The following is a 19,648-nucleotide window of genomic DNA, read 5'->3' as shown; positions in this document are numbered from 1 at the left end:
TCAAGCCTCCGCGCTGCGGCCCTTGAGGGCGAACATGCCCTGCGGACGCTTCTGGATGAACAACACGATGAGCACGAGCACCGCGATCTTCGCGAGCACCGCGCCCCAGAACGGCTCGACCGCCTTGCTGACGAGCCCGAGCCCGAAGCCGCCGATCACGGTGCCCGCGAGCTGGCCGACGCCGCCGAGCACCACCGCCATGAACGAATCGATGATGTAGCTCTGGCCGAGATCGGGCCCGACGTTGCCGATCTGCGAGAGCGCGCAGCCGCCGAGTCCCGCGATGCCCGCACCGAACGCGAACGCGTACGAATCGACACGCGCTGTCTTGACGCCGACGCACGCGGCCATGCGGCGGTTCTGCGTCACCGCGCGCACGAAGAGGCCGAGGCGCGTCTTCGTGAGCACGCCCCACGCGATCGCGACGACGGCGAGCGAGAACGCGAGGATCGTCAGACGGTTGTACGGGAGGATGAGGTTCTGCATCACGGTGACGCCGCCGCTCATCCACGAGGGATTCGTCACCTGCACGTTCTGCGCGCCGAAGAGCGTGCGCGTCGCCTGAATCAGGATCAGGCTGATGCCGAAGGTCGTCAGCAGCGTTTCGAGCGGACGTCCGTAGAGATGCTTCAGCACGAGCCTTTCGAGCACGATGCCGACGAGCCCCGCGGCGATGAACGACGCAGGCACCGCGAAGAGCGGATACCAGTTGAACGCGGCGGGCGCGTAATGCTGCACGAGGTTCTGCACGACATAGGTCGCATAGGCGCCGATCATCAGGAACTCGCCGTGCGCCATGTTGATGACGCCGATCAGCCCATATGTGATCGCAAGCCCGAGCGCCGCGAGCAGCAGCACGCTGCCGAGCGAGAGGCCCGCGAAGATCGTGCCGAAGATTTCGCTGCGGCGCTGAATCGAATCGAGTGCGTAGATGCCTTCCTGAGCCGCGTTGCGTACGCGTTCGTCGGGTTCGTTGAACGTGCCGTCGGCCTTCTTCGCGACGATCGGGCGCAGCAGTTCGTACATGTCGAGGTCATGGCGCGCCGCGACGAGTTGCGCGGCTTCGAGACGCCTGTTCACGTCGGGATCGTGCAGCGCGGTCATCGCCCAGAGCGTGTCGAGGCGCTTCTTTAGTTCGGAATCCTTTTCGATGGCGCGGGCTCGGTCGATCATCGGCTTCATCGATGCGTCCGGGTTCTTCAGCAACGCAGCGATGGCGTCGCGGCGTTTGGCCGTATCGGGCGATGCGAGCTGCAGCCCCGACAACGCGCCCGCGACCTTCGTGCGCAGCAGATTGTTCAGCGTGATCGGCTGCGCATCGGGCGCTTCGGCGGTCTTGCCGGTGATCGCGTCCTTCGTGCCGTCATCGGTCTGAATGTAGACGTGACCGTTATCGGTCGCGACGAGCGAGCCATCGGACAGCGCGCCGAGCACGGCGATGGAAGGCGCATCGGCATTGGCAATGAGCTTGTCGATGGCGGCGGTCTTGGCTTCGAAGTCGTCGCCGGCGAGCGGGGCGAGATCGTCGTTGGTGAGCGCGTGGGCCGCGAGCGACGTCATCGCGAGGATGAGCGCAAAGAGCGCGCGCTTGAGGGAGCCGGTCATGTGGGCCTTTCCGTTAGAACTCGAAAGGCCGCGCGCATCGCATGAAACGCGCGGCCTCGCTGCATCGACGTCACGCGTTACGCGACACGCACGCGCTGACGGCGCAGGAACGCGGGAATCGAGCTGACGACATCCGGCTTGCCCTCGTTGCCCGCGATATACGGGCTCCACGGCTGCGCGCGTATGGCGGTCTTCGTCTTCCAGACGACGTTGAACTGACCGTCGCCGCGAATTTCGCCGATCATCACGGGCTTATGCAGATGATGGTTGCCGTCCATCGTCAGTGTGAAGCCGGAAGGCGCGGCGAAGGTCTGACCGACCATCGCGGTGCGGACCTTGTCGACATCGGCGCTCTTCGCCTTTTCGACGGCCTGCTTCCACATGTGGATGCCGACGAAGGTCGCTTCCATCGGATCGTTGGTGACGCGCTTGTCGCCGCCCGGAAGGTTCTGCGCCTTTGCGTACGCGAAGAATTCCTTCTCGAACTTCGAGTTGTTCGGGTTCTTCACCGACATGAAGTAGTTCCATGCGGCAAGATGGCCGACGAGCGGTTTCGTGTCAATGCCGCGCAGTTCCTCTTCGCCGACCGAGAACGCGACGACAGGCACGTCCGTCGCTTTCAGGCCCTGGTTGCCGAGTTCCTTGTAGAACGGTACGTTCGAATCGCCGTTGATCGTAGAGATGACAGTCGTCTTTCCCCCTTGGGCAAAGGTCTTGATGTTCGCGACGATGGTTTGATAGTCGCTATGTCCGAACGGTGTGTAGACCTCCTGAATGTCTGCATCTTTCACGCCCTTGGAGTGAAGGAACGCGCGCAGGATCTTGTTGGTCGTGCGCGGGTACACGTAGTCGGTGCCGAGCAGGAAGAAGCGCTTGGCGCTGCCGCCTTCCGGTCCCATCAGATATTCGACGGCGGGAATCGCCTGCTGATTCGGCGCGGCGCCCGTATAGAACACGTTGCGGGACATCTCTTCGCCTTCGTACTGCACGGGGTAGAAGAGCAGGCCGTTGAGTTCCTCGAACACCGGCAGCACGGACTTGCGCGACACCGAGGTCCAGCAGCCGAACACGACCGCGCACTTGTCCTGCGTGAGAAGCTGACGCGCCTTCTCGGCGAAGAGCGGCCAGTTCGAAGCGGGATCGACGACGACGGGCTGAATCTGCCGGCCCATGACGCCGCCGCTCTTGTTGATATCGGCGATGGTCATGAGCGCCGTGTCTTTCAGCGACGTCTCGGAGATCGCCATCGTGCCCGACAGCGAATGGAGGATGCCGACTTTGATCGGACCGGTATCGGCGGCGTGGGCTTTCGTGATCGGAAGTTGGCCCGCAAGGGCGAGCGCGCCCGACATGGAGCCGAACTTCAGCAGACTGCGTCGTTTCATTTCTGTGTTCCCCTTGCCGATGTGGTTGTTTGAGCAATGACGATTGCTCGGAGCGTTCTGCAAGGGGTATGCCAATTGGGGTCTTTTGCCCTAATGGCGGGGGTTTGCGGGGAATCGCAGGGAAGTTTTACTTCGGGGGATGTGGGTTAGCGGGCGAGGTTTTGGTGCATGCACGGGAGATGTGCATCGTTGCGGTGCGGGTTTCGTTCTTTTTCGCCGGCTCCCGATTACGCGTCGGTCTGTTGGGACTGCCCCGCACAAGGGCAGTGCCAACAGACCGACGCGATCACAGGCTTCCGCTAAAAAAAGCGGAACGCAACCTTACCGATTAACCAACCGCGCCGGCACACTAAGCACAAGCACAGCCCCAAGAACGAGAAAACCCGCGAGCATATACATCCCACTCGAATTAGAAGCAGTGACCTGCTTCAACCACCCCACGAGATAAGGACTCAAAAACCCGGCGAGATTCCCAAGCGAGTTGATCATCGCAATACCCGCAGCCGCCCCGGTGCCGGCAAGAAACGCCGTCGGCAGACTCCAGAACAGCGGCAGCGTCGTGAGAATGCCCATCGTGGCGAGCGTGAGGCCGAGCATCGCGAGCGTCGTGTTGTTGAACCACACCACCGACAGCACCAGTCCGATCGCACCGATCAACGCCGGAATCGCGATATGCCAGCGACGCTCGCCGGAACGATCCGCGCTGCGCGCCGCGTACAGCATGCCGATCACCGCCGCGCCATAAGGAATCGCGGAGAGCAGGCCGACATGCAGCGCATCCTTGATTCCCATCGACTTGATGATCGTCGGCAGCCAGAAGCTCACGCCATACAGTCCCATCACGAACGAGAAGTAGATGATGCTCATCAGCCACACTTTCGGGCTCGACAAGATCTTGCCCAGCGACAGATCTTCCTTCTGGACGTTATCCGCCGCGATATTGCGTTCGAGCAGTTCGCGTTCTTCCTGCGTGAGCCAAGAAGCCTTCGAGATACGATCGTCGAGCTTCAGGAACACGACGATGCCGACGATGATCGACGGAATGCCTTCCAGCAGCAGCAGCCATTGCCAGCCGTGCCAGCCGTTCTTCATGTGGAACGCATCCATGATCCAGCCGCTGATCGGCCCGCCGATCAGACCCGAAAGCGCGATCGCCGTCATGAACAGCGTCGTGATGCGCCCGCGCCGCTGCGCCGGAAACCAGTACGTCAGATAAAGAATGATGCCGGGGAAGAAGCCCGCTTCCGCCGCGCCGAGCAGAAAGCGCATGACGTAGAACATCGTCGGCGTGGTGATGAACATCGTGAGCGCCGAAATGACGCCCCACGTAATCATGATCCGCGCGATCCACACGCGCGCGCCGACGCGATGCAAGATGATGTTCGACGGAATCTCGAAGATGAAGTAGCCGAAGAAGAAAATGCCCGCGCCGAAGCCGTACACGGCATCCGACAGTTGCAAATCGGCGGCCATCTGCAGCTTGGCGAAGCCGACGTTCACGCGGTCGAGATACGCCACCACATAACAGATCAGCAGAAGCGGCGCGAGACGCCAGACGACCTTTCGGTAAGTGGCCTCCTCGAACGCGGAAGGCGTGCCCGCGCCGGGGCGCGGCATGGGTTTGGCGGTGCTGGCCATGATGCTTGTCTCCAATATTTTTTGTGTGCGCCAGGCGAGCGGACGGGCCCGCTCGCGATTACAGGCGCGTAAGGATTCTAGCCCGTCGGCCGCACCGCAAAACGCCCGTTTCTGCTAGGGAAAGCACCGATGCCCGCGCCCGCCGCACACGGCGCGCGGCGTGCGCGGGCAAGCGTCAGACGCAGCGTCCGCCGTCCACTTCGAGCGCGACGCCGGTGATGAACTCGGCATCGTCGGATGCGAGATAAAGCGCCGCGTTGGCGATGTCCTGAGGCGTCGAAAGCCGGCCGAGCGGTATCGTCGCGAGAAACTTGCGGCGGTTCTCGGGCGTGTCCTCCATGCCCATGAACTCGGAGAGCAGGGCGGTCTCGCCCATCACCGGATTGATGCAGTTCACGCGGATGCGGTCCGCGCCCAGTTCGACCGCGAGCGCCTTGCTCGCGATGATGACCGCCGCCTTGCTGCCGTTGTACCAGACGAGTCCCGGACGCGGCCGCACGCCCGCCGTCGACGCGATATTGATGAACGCGCCGCCGCCCCGTTCGCGAAAGTACGGCACGAACTGCTCGACGCTCCAATAGATGCTCTTCACGTTCACCGCGTAGACGCGGTCGAATTCGGCCTCGGTGACGTCGAGAACGGGCTTGTTACGGTGCGTCGTGCCCGCGTTGTTGACGACGACCTGCACGCTGCCGAAGTCCCCGATCGCGGCATCGAAGAGCGTTTGCCAGTCGGCGCGCTTCGTCACATCGCCTTGAACGGCGATCGCGCGGCCGTGCTTCACCTCCGGCGACGATGCGAGCGCGATCTCGCTCGCGACGCGCTCGGCGGCCGGCCCGTTCAGATCGTTGACGACGACGTTTGCGCCCTCACGCGCGAACGTCTTCGCGATGCCTTCGCCGAATCCCGAGCCGCCGCCCGTCACGATGACGGTTTTGCCTTGCAGTCGCATGCGTGTCTCCTTATCCGTGTTTGATGGCGATGGTCTTGAGCGTCGTGAAGCCGTACAGCGCCTCGAAGCCTTTCTCGCGTCCGTGTCCCGAATGCTTGACGCCGCCGAACGGCAATTCGATGCCGCCGCCCGCGCCGTAGTTGTTGATGAACACCTGTCCGGAACGCACGCGGCGCGCGAGCCGCATCTGACGCGCGCCGTCGCGGGTCCAGATGCCGGCGACGAGCCCGTAGTCGGTGCCGTTGGCGAGTCGCAGCGCGTCGGCTTCGTCGTCGAAGGGCATCGCGGCGAGCACCGGGCCGAACACTTCCTCGCGCGCGAGACGATGCGTCGGCGGGACGTCGCGCAACAGCGTCGGCGCCTGATAGAAGCCCGCTTCGGGCGCATCGCCGACGACTTCGCCGTGCGCGGCCATCGGAATGCCGTCGTGCTGCGCATCGGACAGAAAATCCCACACGCGCTGCTGCTGCTTCGCGCTGATGAGCGGGCCGCAGTCGAGATCGAGCTTGCTCGGACCGACCTTCAGCGCCGCGAACGCCTCCGAGAGACGATCCAGCAAGGGTTCGTACGCCGCGCGCTCGATCAGCACGCGGCTGCCCGCCGAGCACGTCTGTCCGGCGTTCTGCACGATCGCGGCGACGAGCACGGGAAGGGCGGCGTCGAAATCGGCATCGGCGAATACGATTTGCGGCGACTTGCCGCCGAGTTCCAGCGTGACGGGGACGTGATTGTCGGCGGCCATCTTGGTGACGGCCGCGCCCGTCGCGGGCGAGCCGGTGAACGAGATGTGATCGATGCCCGGATGCCGCGCGAGCGCCGCGCCCGCTTCGTGACCGTATCCGGTGACGATATTGAGCGCGCCATCCGGCAGGCCGGCTTCCGCCGCCAGTTCCGCGATGCGCAACAGCGACAGGCACGCGTCCTCCGCCGGCTTCACGACGCACGCGTTGCCCGTGGCGAGCGCCGCGCCGACGCTGCGCCCGAAAATCTGCAGCGGATAGTTCCACGGCACGATATGCCCGGTCACGCCGTGCGGCTCGCGGATCGTGAGCACGGTGTAGCCGTGCTGATAGGGCAGGGTTTCGCCGTGGAGCTTGTCGGCGGCGCCCGCGTAAAACTCGAAATAGCGCGCGATGCCGGTGGCGTCGGCGCGTGCCTGCTTCAGCGGCTTGCCGGTGTCGCGCGCCTCGACCTGCGCGATCTCCTCGTGGCACGCGCCGATCAGCATCGACAGGCGCGCGAGGATGCGCCCGCGTTCCGCCGCGCTCGTCGCGCCCCAGCCGCCGTCGAAGGCCGCGCGGGCGGCGGCGACCGCGCGGTCGATGTCCGCCGCGGTGCCCCGCGCGATCTGCGCGAAGACCTGGCCATCGGACGGATCGACGACCGGAATCGTCTCGTTGCCCGATGCCGCGATCCAGCGGTTATCGATGAAATGCTTCGCGTCTTCCATGCATGTCTCCTGAAATCGGATGTTCTGGAGCCGGAAACCGATTATCGCGCCAACCGGGAACGTGCGTCGGGCGTGCGGGGTCGATTGGCTATAATGGCGAAATCACGCGCAGACAAGCGCGACGGGCCGCAAGACACCGTCCGCCCGTGCGATTCCATCTCCGATCTCAACTTCTCCAGAGAGCGCTCATGAGCTTCAACAACGTACCTCCCGGCAAAGATCTCCCGCACGATTTCAACGTCATCATCGAAATTCCCGCGCAGAGCGATCCGGTCAAATACGAAGCGGACAAGGACATGGGCCTGCTCGTCGTCGACCGTTTCGTCGGCACCGGCATGCGCTATCCGGCGAACTACGGCTTCATTCCGCAGACGCTCTCCGGCGACGGCGACCCGGTCGACGTGCTCGTCATCACGCCGTATCCGCTGCTGGCGGGCTCGGTCGTGCGTGCGCGCGCGGTCGGCATGCTGCAGATGACCGATGAATCGGGCGTGGACGCGAAGCTCGTCGCGGTGGCGCACGACAAGGTCTGCCCGATGACGGCGAACATCAAGTCGATCGACGACGTGCCCGAGTATCTGAAAGACCAGATCAAGCACTTCTTCGAGAACTACAAGGCGCTCGAAAAGGGCAAGTGGGTGAAGGTCGAAGGCTGGGCCGGCATCGACGCCGCGCACAAGGAAATCTCGGAAGGCGTCGCGAACTACAAGAAGTAAACGCGTTCTCCGACGCAACGCCGCCGCATGTCACTCACGCGGCGGCGTTTTTTATTCTTCTTCGCTTGCTTCGGTCTGAGGCAACAACGACTCCAGCGTCCTTTCCCCCGCAATCAACGCGCGCTTCTGCTGCGCGGTCAGTTGCTTGACGCGATATTCCGCGCGCAGCGCCTCCGATTTCCCCGCCAGTTCGAACGACGCCAGCACGCGCACCGGCTTTCGCGCCCGCGTGTAGCGCGCGCCCTTGCCGCTCGCATGCGCGGTGAAGCGCGCCTCGACGTCCGTCGCGATGCCCGTGTAGAGGCTGCCGTCGGCGCATTCGATCAGATACAGAAACCAGGGCATGGGAGAACGATGAAAGATTTGCCGCGCATTATCGCCGAAAGCACCGCGCCGGGGCGTTTTGTCCGCATCGGCGCGCCGCTGCGACTTGCGCGAGAATAGCCGCTTTCGGGCGCGCTCTGCGATGGTTCGGGCGCGCTCGTCGGTCAATCACAGCGAGGTAGCCTGTTGAATCGCGAGGTCGAAATTCATGTGGTCGATGCGCTCGCCGACATCGCCGCCGACGACTGGAACCGGCTCGCCGGCGAAAACCCGTTCGTGCGTCACGCGTTTCTCTCGGCGTTGCAGGAGACGGAGTGCGCCGTCAAGCGCACCGGCTGGCGCGCGCATCATCTGATACTGAAGCGTGGCGGCGAATTTGCCGGCGCGATGCCGCTCTACATCAAGTCGCATTCGCGCGGCGAATACGTGTTCGATCACGCCTGGGCCGATGCCTTCGAGCGCCACGGTCTGCGCTACTACCCGAAGGCGCTGTCGGCGGTGCCGTTTTCGCCGGTCACGGGCCCGCGCCTCATCGCCGCGCATCACGAGGATCGCGTGCTGCTCGCGCGCGGCGCGATCGAATTGACGCGGCGACTCGAACTGTCGTCGCTGCACGTGCTGTTTCCGCACGCGCAGGATGTCGAGGCGCTCACCGACGCGGGCTACATGCTGCGCGAAGGCGTGCAGTTCCACTGGGAGAATCTGCCCGGCGATGGCTACGCGAGCTTCGACGCCTTCCTCGCGACGATGAGCCACGACAAGCGCAAGAAAGTGAAGCAGGATCGCCGGCGCGTGGCGGATGCGGGCGTCACGTACAAGTGGCTGCGCGGTGGCGAAATCGACGATGCCGCGCTCGACTTCTTCTACGACTGTTACGACAACACGTATCGCGAGCACTGGAACGCGCCGTATCTGACGCGCGAGTTCTTCGGCCGCATTCACGCCGATGCGCCCGACAGCATGCTGCTCGTCATCGCCGAAGTGGACGGCGAGCGCCTCGCGTGCGCGCTCAACATGATCGGCGGCAACACGATGTACGGCCGCTATTGGGGCACGCGGGAGTTCGTCTCCGGGCTGCACTTCGAGACGTGCTACATGCAGGGCATCGCGTATTGCATCGAACATAGGCTCGCGCGTTTCGAGGGCGGCGCGCAGGGTGTGCACAAGATGTCGCGCGGACTGTTGCCGACGCCGACATGGTCCGCGCACTGGATCGCGGATCAGCGTTTCGCGCACGCGATCGCCGAATTTCTCGATGCCGAAACGCAGGCGATGGATCAGCACATCGAGGAACTCGAAGCGCACACGCCGTTCAGGAAGAAAACCTGAGATGCGATAATCGATTCGACCCCCTTCGCTGCAACTCGCGCACATCCATGTCAGCCATGAGCAGAAATTTCTTCAACCTGTACAGCCACGATTTCGCGCGCGTCGCGGTCGGCGTTCCGTCCTGCAAGGTCGCCGATCCCGCGTTCAACGCGGCGCAGACGATCGAACTCGCGAAAGAAGCCGCCGCGCACGGCGCGGTGCTCGTCGCGTTTCCCGAGCTCGGGGTGTCCGCGTATACCTGCGACGATCTCTTCCATCAGCGCGCCTTGCTCGACGCGTGCGAAGACGCGCTGCAAAGCATTCTCGACGCATCGAAGCAACTCGATATCGCGATGATCGTCGGCGCGCCGGTGCGCGCCGAGCACAAGCTCTTCAACTGCGCGATCGTCATCGCCGGCGGCTTCATTCGCGGCGTCGTGCCGAAGAGCTATCTGCCGAACTACGGCGAGTTCTACGAGGCGCGCCAGTTCAGTCCCGCCGATGCCGCCGCCGAAAACACGGTCACGCTATGCGGTCAGGACGTGCCGTTCGGCGCGTCGCTGCTGTTTCAGATCGAGGATCTTCCGCTCTTCCGGTTTCACGTCGAGATTTGCGAGGACGTGTGGGTGCCGATTCCGCCGTCATCGTTCGCGGCGCTTGCGGGCGCGACCGTGCTCGTGAATCTGTCAGCGTCGAATATCGTCGTGGGCAAGTCGGCTTATCGGCATCAGCTCGTCGGGCAGCAGTCTGCGCGTTGCGTCGCGGCGTATCTGTACACATCGGCGGGCAATGGCGAATCGTCCACCGATCTCGCCTGGGACGGGCAAGGCCTCATCTACGAAAACGGCGAGCTGCTGGCGGAGTCCGAGCGCTTCTCGGACCAGTCGCACCTCATTTACGCCGATATCGATCTCGAACGCCTCTCGCGCGAACGCATGCGGCAAACCACGTTCGGCCGCTCGACGCATCGCCACGCCGGCGAAGTCGCGCAATTCGACGTGATCGAATTTCCACTATCGATTCCCGACGATGAAAAGCTGCCGCTCGAACGCCGGGTCGCGCGCTTTCCGTACGTGCCCGCCGATGCCGCGCGCCGCGACGAACGATGCAACGAGGTCTACAACATTCAGGTGCAGGCGTTGCTGCAACGGCTGCAATCGTCGGGGATGTCGAAGGTGGTCATCGGCATATCGGGCGGGCTGGACTCGACGCATGCACTGCTCGTGTGCGCGAAAGCGATGGACCGCCTCGGTCTGCCGCGCTCGAACATCCTCGCCTATACGATGCCCGGCTTCGCCACCAGCGACCGCACGCTCAAGCAGGCGCGCGAGCTGATGGAAGTCGTCGGCTGCACGGCGAGCGAGATCGACATTCGTCCGAGCTGCGTGCAGATGCTCGCCGACATCGGCCATCCGCACAGCACGGGCGCCGAACAATACGACATCACGTACGAGAACGTGCAGGCGGGCGAACGCACGAGCCATCTGTTCCGGCTTGCGAACTTCAACCATGCGATCGTCATCGGCACGGGCGATCTGAGCGAGCTCGCACTTGGTTGGTGCACCTACGGAGTGGGCGATCACATGTCCCACTACAACGTGAACGCGAGCGTGCCGAAGACGCTGATCACGCATCTGGTGCGCTGGGTTGCCGAGTCGGGACAGATCGGCGGAAGCGGAACCGATGTGCTCGAAAACATCCTCTCCACCGATATCAGCCCGGAACTCATCCCCGGCAAGACGAGCGGCGTGGTGGAGCAGAAGACGGAGAGCGTCATCGGCCCGTACGAATTGCAGGACTTCAATCTGTACTACACGTTGCGCTTCGGCTTTGCACCAACGAAGGTCGCGTTTCTCGCGTTGCATGCATGGCGCGATCGCGATGCGGGCGCGTGGCCGGAAGGACCGACCGTTACGCGGAATCAATACGACATCGGCGCGATCCGCAAAAATCTGCGCATCTTCCTGGATCGGTTCTTCCGCACGAGTCAGTTCAAGCGCTCATGCGTGCCGAACGCGCCGAAGGTCGGCTCGGGCGGCTCGCTTTCGCCGCGCGGCGACTGGCGCGCGCCGAGCGACGGCCAGGCGACGGTGTGGCTCGCGGACCTCGAACGCGTGCCGACGAAGGAGTGATATCCGACGTCCTCGCGAATATACGGACCGCCTGCTCGATGAAACGCGGCTAGAATCGAAAACATCTGTCCCGCGCGGGACACGACCTTTTTTCGAACCCCTTGAATCGATCTTTACGCGAGGCACGCCATGAAACGCATCACCGCCATCATCAAACCGTTCAAGCTCGACGAAGTTCGCGAAGCGCTGGCCGAAGTGGGCCTGACCGGTCTCACGGTCACGGAAGTGAAGGGCTTCGGCCGTCAGAAGGGGCATACCGAGCTTTATCGTGGTGCAGAGTATGTCGTCGACTTCCTGCCGAAGGTGAAGATCGAAGTCGTCGTCGCGAACGATCAAACCGATCAGGTCATCGACGCGATCATCGGCGCCGCGCGCACGGGCAAGATCGGCGACGGCAAGATCTTCGTCGCCGATGTCGAGCGCGTGATCCGCATTCGCACCGGCGAGGAAAACGAAGCGGCAGTCTGAGCGCCGTCGTTCTTTCGTTTTCATCGAGGCCCGCCGTTTGCGCGGGCCTTTTCTTTGCGCTTGCACCAGCGCGATGCGCGTCGAAAAGATCGCTTGCCGGAGGGCAGGAATCCGCGTCCGTGCGGTAACATCGGCTATCCCATTATCATTTTGTAAGGAAATAGTTGATGCATCACGCGATCGGCTTCATTCAGGATCTCGCAGTGATCATGGCCATCGCGGGCGTGGTGACGGTGCTCTTTCACCGTCTGCGGCAGCCGGTCGTGCTGGGTTATATCGCGGCGGGCGTGATCATCGGGCCGTACACGCCGCCGTTCAATCTGATCCACGACGAAGCGACCATCCAGACGCTCGGCGAACTCGGCGTCGTCTTCCTGATGTTTTCGCTCGGGCTCGAATTCAGCTTGCGCAAGCTCTTCAAGGTCGGCGCGACCGCCTTCGTCGCCGCGCTTTCGGAAATCGTGCTGATGATCTGGGTCGGCTACGAGATCGGGCGATGGTTCGGCTGGAGCTCGATGGACTCGCTCTTTCTCGGCGCGATGCTCGCGATCTCGTCGACAACCATCATCGTGAAGGCGCTTTCCGAACTCGGCATGAAGGGCGAGCACTTCGCGCAGATCGTGTTCGGCATTCTGATCGTCGAAGACATACTCGCGATCGCGATGCTCGTGCTGCTCTCCGGCATCGCGCAGACGGGGTCCGTAAGCGCTGGCGTCGCGGTCGTCACGCTCGGCAAGCTGCTGCTTTTCATGACGGTGTCGCTGGTCGTCGGCATTCTCACGGTGCCGCGCGCGCTCAACTACGTCGCGAAGGCGAAGAGCGACGAGATGCTGCTCGTCACCGTGCTCGGCTTCTGCTTCGGCTTCTGCCTGCTCGTCGTGAAGCTCGATTATTCGATCGCGCTCGGCGCGTTTCTCATCGGCGCGATCATGGCGGAGTCGCGGCATCTCGCGCGCATCGAGCATCTGATCGCGCCGGTGCGCGACATGTTCTCGGCGATCTTCTTCGTCACCATCGGTTTGCTGCTGAACCCGACGGTGCTCGTCGACTACGCGTGGCCGATCGCCGTCATCACGATTGCCGTCGTGCTCGGCAAGATCGTGTCGTGCGGGCTCGGCGCGTTTCTCGCCGGCAAGGACGGCCGCACGTCGATGCGCGTCGGCATGAGCGTCTCGCAGATCGGCGAGTTCTCGTTCATCATCGCGTCGCTCGGCCTGTCGCTGAAGGTCACGAGCAGCTTTCTCTATCCGATCGCGGTGGCCGTGTCCGCGCTCACGACGCTCTTCACGCCGTATCTGATCCGCGCCGCCGATCCGCTCACGATGCGCCTTTCCCGCGCGATGCCCGCGCCGCTCGCGCATACCTTCGGCCTGTATTCGCAGTGGCTCGCGAGCCTGACGCCCGCGTCCGGCGGCCCGACGCTTTTCTCGATGACGCGGCGCATCGTCATGCAGATCGCGGTGAATCTCGCGCTCGTCGCGGCGATTTTTCTCGGCGCGTCGTATGCGGCCCCGTTCGCGTCGGGCTATCTCGCGCGCTGGCTCGACACCGATAACGCGCAGCGCGTCGTGCTGTGGGGCGCCGCGTTGGTGATCGCGCTGCCGTTTCTCGTCGCGGTGTATCGCAAGCTCGAATCGCTCGCGCTGCTGCTCGCCGAAGTGAGCGTGCAGCCCGCGAAAGCGGGGCGCTTCACGAGCGCGATCCGTTCGGCGATTTCCGGGCTCATTCCGATCGTCGCGATGTTCGGCGTCTTCCTGCTCGTCGCGGCACTGTCGGGCGGGATCCTGCCGCCGTTCGGGTTGATGGTCGGCGTGCTCGTGTGCGTCGCGCTGTTGCTGACCGTGTTGTGGCGCTGGTGCGTGAAAATCCACGCGACGATGCAGATCGCCTTGCGCGAGACCTTCGAGGAGCCGCGCGACCATTGAGGGTTTTCGTCACGGGATAGCCCCGACAGCGGCCCGTACCGGGTTCCCGCGATAATGTGAGCCAATGTGACCAAATGTGTGCTGGTTTGCCCCGTGCAGGTCTCAGGCGGATAATCGGGGTTTGTCCACTCTCCTTATGGCGTTCGAGCGCCTGAATCAGGAATGAGCGATAACAAAACGTCCAACGACGCAAGCAGCACCGATGCCCGCCGCAGCGGCGCCGATTCACAAGCCGCCCCGCGCAGCGCGAACCCGACGGCCTCGCCCGAAGCCGCCGCCGCGGCCTCGGCGCCCGGTCCGCAGGCGAGCGCGACCGAACGGGCATCGACGGATGCGCCTTCGAGCGCGTCGAACGTCGAGCCGGCCGACACGGCGCAAGCCCGCCGCGACGACGCGCTGCAGGACGCCCGCGAGGCGCGCGCATCGGCGGCTAGCGCGACCGCCGCGCAGGAAGCCGCGGTGCGCGAGAAGCAGCGCGCATCGGCGAAACCGCGTGCGAGCCTCGCCGAAAACTTCGAGGCCGCGACCGATGCGGAAGCCGCCAGCACCGCGAACGCGCAATCCGCGTCATCCGATTCCCCGACTGGCCGCGCCACCGTTCTGCCGCCCGAATTCACCGAGGTGCCGGACTTCGGCAAGCTCAATCCGCCGCCGCTGCCCGCCACCGAGCAGACGTCCGCGCAGCCTCAACCCGCGTATCTCAAGCAATCCGATTCGGCGTGGTCCGTCTTTGGCCGCGTGATCGCGGCGCGCGCGCGGCAGATTTTCGATCGCGCGGGACAGCGCATGACTCAGCGCACGTTGCGCATCGGCGTGTCGGCGCGGATCTTTCATCCGGAGCCGGGCGCGAAAGGGTTGCGCGGCAAGACGCTGCAATATCTCGAGGAATCCATCGCGCATTGGGTGATGTCGCGCGACGTGCTCGTGTTCATGATTCCGACGGTCGGCAATCAGGGCATGCTGCACACGAGCAATATCCGTCTGCGCGACTACGCAAAGCATCTCGACGGCCTGCTGCTGCAAGGCGGCGCGGACGTCTCGCCGCAGTCGTACGAAGAAGCGACGACGCGTCCCGAATGGCCGGGCGACCGCGTGCGCGATATGTACGAACTGGAGTTGCTGCATGAGTTCGTCGAGTCGGGCAAGCCGGTGCTCGGCGTGTGCCGCGGCTGTCAGCTCATCAACGTGGCGTTCGGCGGCACGCTTTACGGCGACATCGCCACCGATGTGCCCACGGCCGGCATCCACGTCAACGAGCAGTACGACCAGCATAGGCATTCGATCCGCTTCCCCGAAGGCTCCACGCTCGTCAACATGTTCCCCAACCAGCGCGAGGCGATCGTCAACTCGATCCACCATCAGGCGGTGAAGACGATCGGGCGCGATCTGAACATCGAGGCGGTGTCGGCCTCCGATGGGATCATCGAGGCGGTGCGCTACCGGAAGGCGCCGTTTGTCGTCGGCGTGCAGTGGCATCCGGAGTTTCATCGCGCGGGCGGCGCGGAACTGCTCGATTGCACGCCGCTGCTCGATACGTTTCTGCGCGTCGCGCGCGAAACACGCTTCTGACGCGAGACGCGTTTTCGACGTCGCCAAGCAGGAAGGCCCGCTCGGATCGAGCGGGCCTTCTTCGTTTTCAGATGCGTATCGCGCAGATCAACGCGACGGCGACGCGCTCACCGGCGCGAGTCCGGCTTCCGTCTGCTTTTGAAGCTGCTCGACCTGCAACTGCAGCGTGCGCAGCTTACGTTCGGCTGCGAGCTTGTCCGTCTGCAGCACGGCCGATTCGGCCTGCAATTGCTGCTGACGTTGCGACACCTGCGAATCCTGCTGCTGCGCGAGTTCGAGATCGGCGGTGAGACGGTTGGCGCGATCCGCCGATTTCGCGATCACGCGATCGAGCAGCGCTTTCTGCGCCTGCAATTGCGCGCGGCGGATTTCGCCATCGGCAAGCTCGAAGCTCTTGCGTGAGAACTGCGCGTAGATCGTTTCCGCGCGGGCCGCGTCCTGTGTCTTCACGACGCGCCACAAGCGCGCGTCCTGCGACAGCGCGACGTAATACAGCATTTCCTGCGCGAGGAAGTAGAGCCGCGCCCCGTAACTGCCGTTGCGCGTGGCGCGCAACTCGGTGAGGCTTCCCGCCTGCACGAGACTCTGCAACTCGGCGATGTTCCCCTCGACGCGCGGCGCGTTCGAGTTGGCGGTCAAGTCGGAGAGGTCTACGGGCGCGGGTTGCGCGGGCTCGCTTGCGGCGGATTTCGCCGCCGTTGCGGGCGCCGCGAACGTGCTGCCGAAAGGCGCAAGGAAACCACACAGGGACAAGGCGAGGGCGAGCGTCGCGTAACGGAGATGATGACGTAGTTGCTTCATGTTGGCGTCGTGGCCGGGAATGGTTGATCGTTCTGATGCGTATTGCGCGCTTCAGCGCGCGCTGTTCGCGGATGCGCGACCGGACGAGGCCGCGTTGCTGTCGAGTGTCGGTGAGTGCTGAAGCATCGCGTAGAGCGTGGCCGGATTCGTCGATTCCGACGCCTTCGACTGGCTCGCGATTGTTGCGGCCGGCGTCGAGCGCGTGCGCCGCGCGGGTCCGTGCTTGGCGGACCGGCTCGCGATTTTTTCGACCCGCGTCGCCCGCGCCGGTCGCGCCGATTCCTGCTTCACGACGCGCGCGTCCGACGCAGGGATGCGGTAAAAGGCCGGCTTCCCTCGCGGCGTCAGTACGGCTCGCACACGACCGCCGTTCTTTTCCGGTCCTGCCGTCGATGCCGCAGGTGACTTCGGATTGTCAGCAGTCACGATTCCTGGCGCGACGGAGTCATTGGCGGTTGCGGCCGGGAGCGAGGCGGGAGGCTCCGCGACCGAAGGCTGCGCGTCCGTCGCGGGTTGATCGGCCGTCGATACGGCGGTCGCCGCGACCGGCGCCGGAGCCGATGCGGGCTCGGCTTGCTGCGTGCGCGTCTCGCTCTGCGCGGCCGGTGCGGCGTCGCGCTTCGAGTCCGACGGATATCCGGGCACGAGCCATACGATGAACACGCCGCAAGCCGCCGCGATCGCAGTCGCGACCGGCGCGCTCAGGCGATAGGTCCGTACGGTCTTCGGAGCGTTGACCGCCAGTTGGATGGGATCGGTGCGCGAGTCGCTGGCGTTGCTCGGGGCATTCGAGCCTTGCATGAGGCGCAGCATCGCGCGGGGAATGTCCTCTTTGCCGAACACGCCCCACAGGCTCGTGGCGCGATAGGGCGAACTGGTGTCGGACAGGCTCAGCGCCGGCACATAAGCCGTGGCGAAGCGCGCGGCGAACAGCGCGACTTCGGATTCCGACTGGACAGGTCGCGCGCACGCGGGCGTCCACTCGCAACCGAATTTCAAGGACGGATCCTTCAGCACGCGCAGCGCCGGCAGACGCAGATTGCCTTCCACTACGATCAAGGGTTCGGACATGAAGATTCCACATGCATGCGCCCGGGCGTGGGCAACGCGACAACTCACCCGGACCATCGTGGTGTATGGAGACAGCACCGCGGGTTCGACGCGAGAATCGCCGAAATTTCGACCCGCGATCATACGAAACGGTCACGTCCCCGACGACCAGAAGATTCCTATTGTCGATTTTTGACAGGAATGCTTATTGACCGAGCCGATCCTCGTGTGCTCAGTCGAGCGGATACACGTATCGAAGAGAGAAAAGCGCGACGCCCGCCATGTGATCCGCTTCGCGCGCCGCGAGTTGCCAGCCGCGCGATTCGTAAAAGCCGATCGCCACGGCGTTCTGTTCGAGCACGGAAAGATACAGTTCCCGCGCCCCGCGCGCGCGTGCCCAGCGCGCCGCTTCCTCGAGCATCGCGGTGCCGGTGCCGAGGCCGCGATGTCCCGGCAGCGCGTGCAGATTGTCGACGAGCACGCTGCCCGCCGCATCCGGCTCGACGAGACAGATGAAGCCGACCGGCTCGCCCTCGTGCTCCGCGATGAACACGGTCGCCGCGCCGGCCGCGACATCCTTCATGCGTGCGATCCAGTGTTCGGCGCGCTCCGCGCTCAGATCGCGATCGAGATACTCGTCCGGCAGGATGCCCCGATACGCCGACGCCCAACTCGACGCGTGCATCGAGGCGATGAGGGCGGTGTCTTCGGCGGTCGCCGTGCGTAGCCTGATATTCGCGTTCATCTTTTGAGGTGCTGTCAGTTAAAAGTTAGGCATACGTAATCGTATTTTAAGCTTTATTTCGGCGATATTGCGCGAAGTTGTGTACAGTCGCGAGCGGCGCGGCGTTAAGATTGTCGACGTTGCACTTACAAAAGATGGCACAAGTCGTCCCGTCGTGGCGGCCGGCCGAGCACGGCGACCGTGTACGGTCTTGCGGCCACGCCGAAACCAAAACTGAGTGCGCCCACAGCTCTTTCGAGAAATTCATGTCCACAGCCCACGTAGCACCCGCCAACGAGTCGAAGTTCAAGACGGTGTTTCGCGTCGTCAGCGGAAACTTCCTTGAAATGTATGACTTCATGGTCTACGGCTATTACGCCTCGGCGATCGCCAAAACCTATTTTCCGAGCGGCAACGAATTCGCCTCGCTGATGCTCGCGCTGTCCGTCTTCGGCGCGGGCTTTCTGATGCGGCCGGTCGGCGCCATCGTGCTCGGCGCCTATATCGATCATCACGGCCGGCGCAAAGGCCTGATCCTCACGCTCGGGCTAATGGCCGTCGGGACCGCGTGCGTCGCGCTCGTGCCGGGCTACGCGACCATCGGTGCGCTCGCGCCGGTCATCGTACTAGGCGGGCGGCTGCTGCAAGGATTCTCGGCCGGCGTGGAGCTGGGCGGCGTCTCCGTGTATCTGTCCGAAATCGCGACCAAGGGCAACAAGGGCTTCTATTGTTCGTGGCAGTCGGGCAGCCAGCAGGTCGCCGTCGTGTTCGCCGCCCTGATCGGCGTCATCATGAACCGGCTCCTTCCGCCCGAGCAGATGACCGCGTGGGGCTGGCGCGTGCCGTTTTTGATCGGCTGCCTGATCGTGCCGTTTCTCTTCATCGTGCGGCGCTCGCTGCGTGAAACAGACGAGTTCCTCGCGCGGAAGCATCGTCCGAGCATGGGCGAGATCGCGCGCTCGATCGGGCAGAACTGGGGCATCGTGCTGGCCGGCATGGGCATGGTCATCATGACGACGGTGTCGTTCTACATGATCACCGCGTACACGCCGACCTTCGGCAAGGAAGTGCTGAAGCTCTCCGCGATCGATGCGCTCGTCGTGACCGTATGCGTCGGCATCTCGAATCTCGTCTGGCTGCCGCTGATGGGCGCGGTCTCGGATCGCGTCGGCCGCCGCCCGGTGCTGCTCGTCTTTACGATTCTCACCATTCTGACGTCGTATCCGGTCGTGCAATGGCTCGTCGCGGAGCCGTCGTTCGTGCGTCTGCTGATGTGCGAACTGTGGCTCTCGTTCCTGTACGGCAGCTACAACGGCGCGATGGTGGTGGCGCTGACCGAAGTAATGCCCGTCGATGTACGCACGACCGGCTTCTCGATGGCCTATAGCCTCGCGACGACCATCGGCGGTTTCACGCCCGCGATTTCGACGTATCTGATCCACGCGACCGGCAACAAGGCCGCGCCCGGACTGTGGATGGGACTTGCCGCGGTGTGCGGCCTGATCGCGACGCTCGTGCTGTATCGCTCGCCCGAGGCGCGCAATCAGTACAAGACGGCGTGATCCGGCTGAACAGTCGAAAAAAATCTCCGCCGATGATGA

The 19,648-nt window shown here is 64.0% G+C and carries 16 protein-coding genes; 7 read left to right on the top strand and 9 right to left on the bottom strand.

The window, feature by feature from the left end:
- The 5 genes from urtB to LDZ23_RS10330 form a co-directional block, all read right to left on the bottom strand.
- Nucleotides 1-1,605, bottom strand: coding sequence for an urea ABC transporter permease subunit UrtB (gene urtB / locus LDZ23_RS10350; RefSeq protein WP_008342464.1), 1,605 nt, complete (start codon nucleotides 1,603-1,605; stop codon nucleotides 1-3).
- Nucleotides 1,606-1,682: 77 nt separating this feature from the next.
- The gene (urtA, locus tag LDZ23_RS10345; protein ID WP_008342462.1) at nucleotides 1,683-2,990 is read right to left on the bottom strand and encodes an urea ABC transporter substrate-binding protein; all 1,308 of its coding nucleotides are present in this window, start codon (nucleotides 2,988-2,990) and stop codon (nucleotides 1,683-1,685) included.
- Between the two features lie 321 nt (nucleotides 2,991-3,311).
- Nucleotides 3,312-4,628 (bottom strand): MFS transporter, encoded by a 1,317-nt coding sequence (locus tag LDZ23_RS10340; RefSeq protein WP_008342460.1) that lies wholly within the window; start codon nucleotides 4,626-4,628, stop codon nucleotides 3,312-3,314.
- A 175-nt stretch (nucleotides 4,629-4,803) separates the two neighbouring features.
- Nucleotides 4,804-5,580: an SDR family oxidoreductase gene (locus LDZ23_RS10335; RefSeq protein ID WP_008342458.1), complete on the bottom strand. Its 777-nt coding sequence runs from the start codon at nucleotides 5,578-5,580 to the stop codon at nucleotides 4,804-4,806.
- A 10-nt stretch (nucleotides 5,581-5,590) separates the two neighbouring features.
- Nucleotides 5,591-7,030, bottom strand: a complete 1,440-nt coding sequence (locus LDZ23_RS10330) for an aldehyde dehydrogenase family protein (RefSeq protein ID WP_008342457.1) — start codon at nucleotides 7,028-7,030, stop codon at nucleotides 5,591-5,593.
- Nucleotides 7,031-7,218: 188 nt separating this feature from the next.
- Between LDZ23_RS10330 and ppa the strand changes: the two genes are divergently transcribed.
- Nucleotides 7,219-7,746 carry an inorganic diphosphatase gene (ppa, locus tag LDZ23_RS10325; RefSeq protein ID WP_008342456.1) on the top strand — a complete coding sequence of 176 codons (528 nt, stop codon included), beginning with the start codon at nucleotides 7,219-7,221 and terminating at the stop codon, nucleotides 7,744-7,746.
- A gap of 51 nt (nucleotides 7,747-7,797) precedes the next feature.
- Here ppa and LDZ23_RS10320 read toward each other — a convergent pair whose 3' ends face one another.
- Complete coding sequence (locus LDZ23_RS10320) at nucleotides 7,798-8,091, bottom strand: GIY-YIG nuclease family protein (RefSeq protein WP_008342455.1); 294 nt, start codon at nucleotides 8,089-8,091, stop codon at nucleotides 7,798-7,800.
- 165 nt (nucleotides 8,092-8,256) lie between these two features.
- On the opposite strand from LDZ23_RS10320, the gene LDZ23_RS10315 reads away from it, so the two are divergent.
- The 5 genes from LDZ23_RS10315 (at nucleotide 8,257) to LDZ23_RS10295 (ending at nucleotide 15,472) form a co-directional block, all read left to right on the top strand.
- A complete protein-coding gene (locus LDZ23_RS10315; RefSeq protein ID WP_008342454.1) occupies nucleotides 8,257-9,399 on the top strand; it encodes a GNAT family N-acetyltransferase in 1,143 nt (380 codons plus the stop codon).
- A gap of 56 nt (nucleotides 9,400-9,455) precedes the next feature.
- Entirely contained in the window at nucleotides 9,456-11,510 is a 2,055-nt protein-coding gene (locus LDZ23_RS10310) for an NAD(+) synthase (RefSeq protein WP_008342453.1), read from the top strand.
- Nucleotides 11,511-11,639: 129 nt separating this feature from the next.
- Entirely contained in the window at nucleotides 11,640-11,978 is a 339-nt protein-coding gene (gene glnK, locus LDZ23_RS10305) for a P-II family nitrogen regulator (RefSeq protein ID WP_008342452.1), read from the top strand.
- Nucleotides 11,979-12,145: 167 nt separating this feature from the next.
- Nucleotides 12,146-13,903: a cation:proton antiporter gene (locus LDZ23_RS10300; RefSeq protein ID WP_034472734.1), complete on the top strand. Its 1,758-nt coding sequence runs from the start codon at nucleotides 12,146-12,148 to the stop codon at nucleotides 13,901-13,903.
- A 162-nt stretch (nucleotides 13,904-14,065) separates the two neighbouring features.
- Nucleotides 14,066-15,472: a gamma-glutamyl-gamma-aminobutyrate hydrolase family protein gene (locus LDZ23_RS10295; RefSeq protein WP_244807487.1), complete on the top strand. Its 1,407-nt coding sequence runs from the start codon at nucleotides 14,066-14,068 to the stop codon at nucleotides 15,470-15,472.
- An 87-nt stretch (nucleotides 15,473-15,559) separates the two neighbouring features.
- Here LDZ23_RS10295 and LDZ23_RS10290 read toward each other — a convergent pair whose 3' ends face one another.
- The 3 genes from LDZ23_RS10290 to LDZ23_RS10280 form a co-directional block, all read right to left on the bottom strand.
- Nucleotides 15,560-16,273 (bottom strand): DUF2968 domain-containing protein, encoded by a 714-nt coding sequence (locus LDZ23_RS10290; RefSeq protein ID WP_244807486.1) that lies wholly within the window; start codon nucleotides 16,271-16,273, stop codon nucleotides 15,560-15,562.
- A gap of 51 nt (nucleotides 16,274-16,324) precedes the next feature.
- Entirely contained in the window at nucleotides 16,325-17,344 is a 1,020-nt protein-coding gene (locus LDZ23_RS10285) for a hypothetical protein (RefSeq protein ID WP_244807485.1), read from the bottom strand.
- A 211-nt stretch (nucleotides 17,345-17,555) separates the two neighbouring features.
- Nucleotides 17,556-18,068, bottom strand: a complete 513-nt coding sequence (locus LDZ23_RS10280; RefSeq protein WP_008342446.1) for a GNAT family N-acetyltransferase — start codon at nucleotides 18,066-18,068, stop codon at nucleotides 17,556-17,558.
- A gap of 245 nt (nucleotides 18,069-18,313) precedes the next feature.
- Between LDZ23_RS10280 and tcuC the strand changes: the two genes are divergently transcribed.
- Nucleotides 18,314-19,609 carry an MFS transporter gene (tcuC, locus tag LDZ23_RS10275; protein WP_244807484.1) on the top strand — a complete coding sequence of 432 codons (1,296 nt, stop codon included), beginning with the start codon at nucleotides 18,314-18,316 and terminating at the stop codon, nucleotides 19,607-19,609.
- Nucleotides 19,610-19,648: the final 39 nt, after the last annotated feature.

Source organism: Caballeronia zhejiangensis (assembly GCF_022879815.1).
GTDB classification, from domain to species: Bacteria; Pseudomonadota; Gammaproteobacteria; order Burkholderiales; family Burkholderiaceae; genus Caballeronia; species Caballeronia zhejiangensis.
The sequence above is the reverse complement of the archived record's forward strand: the minus strand, read 5'-3'. Positions and strand labels throughout refer to the sequence as shown.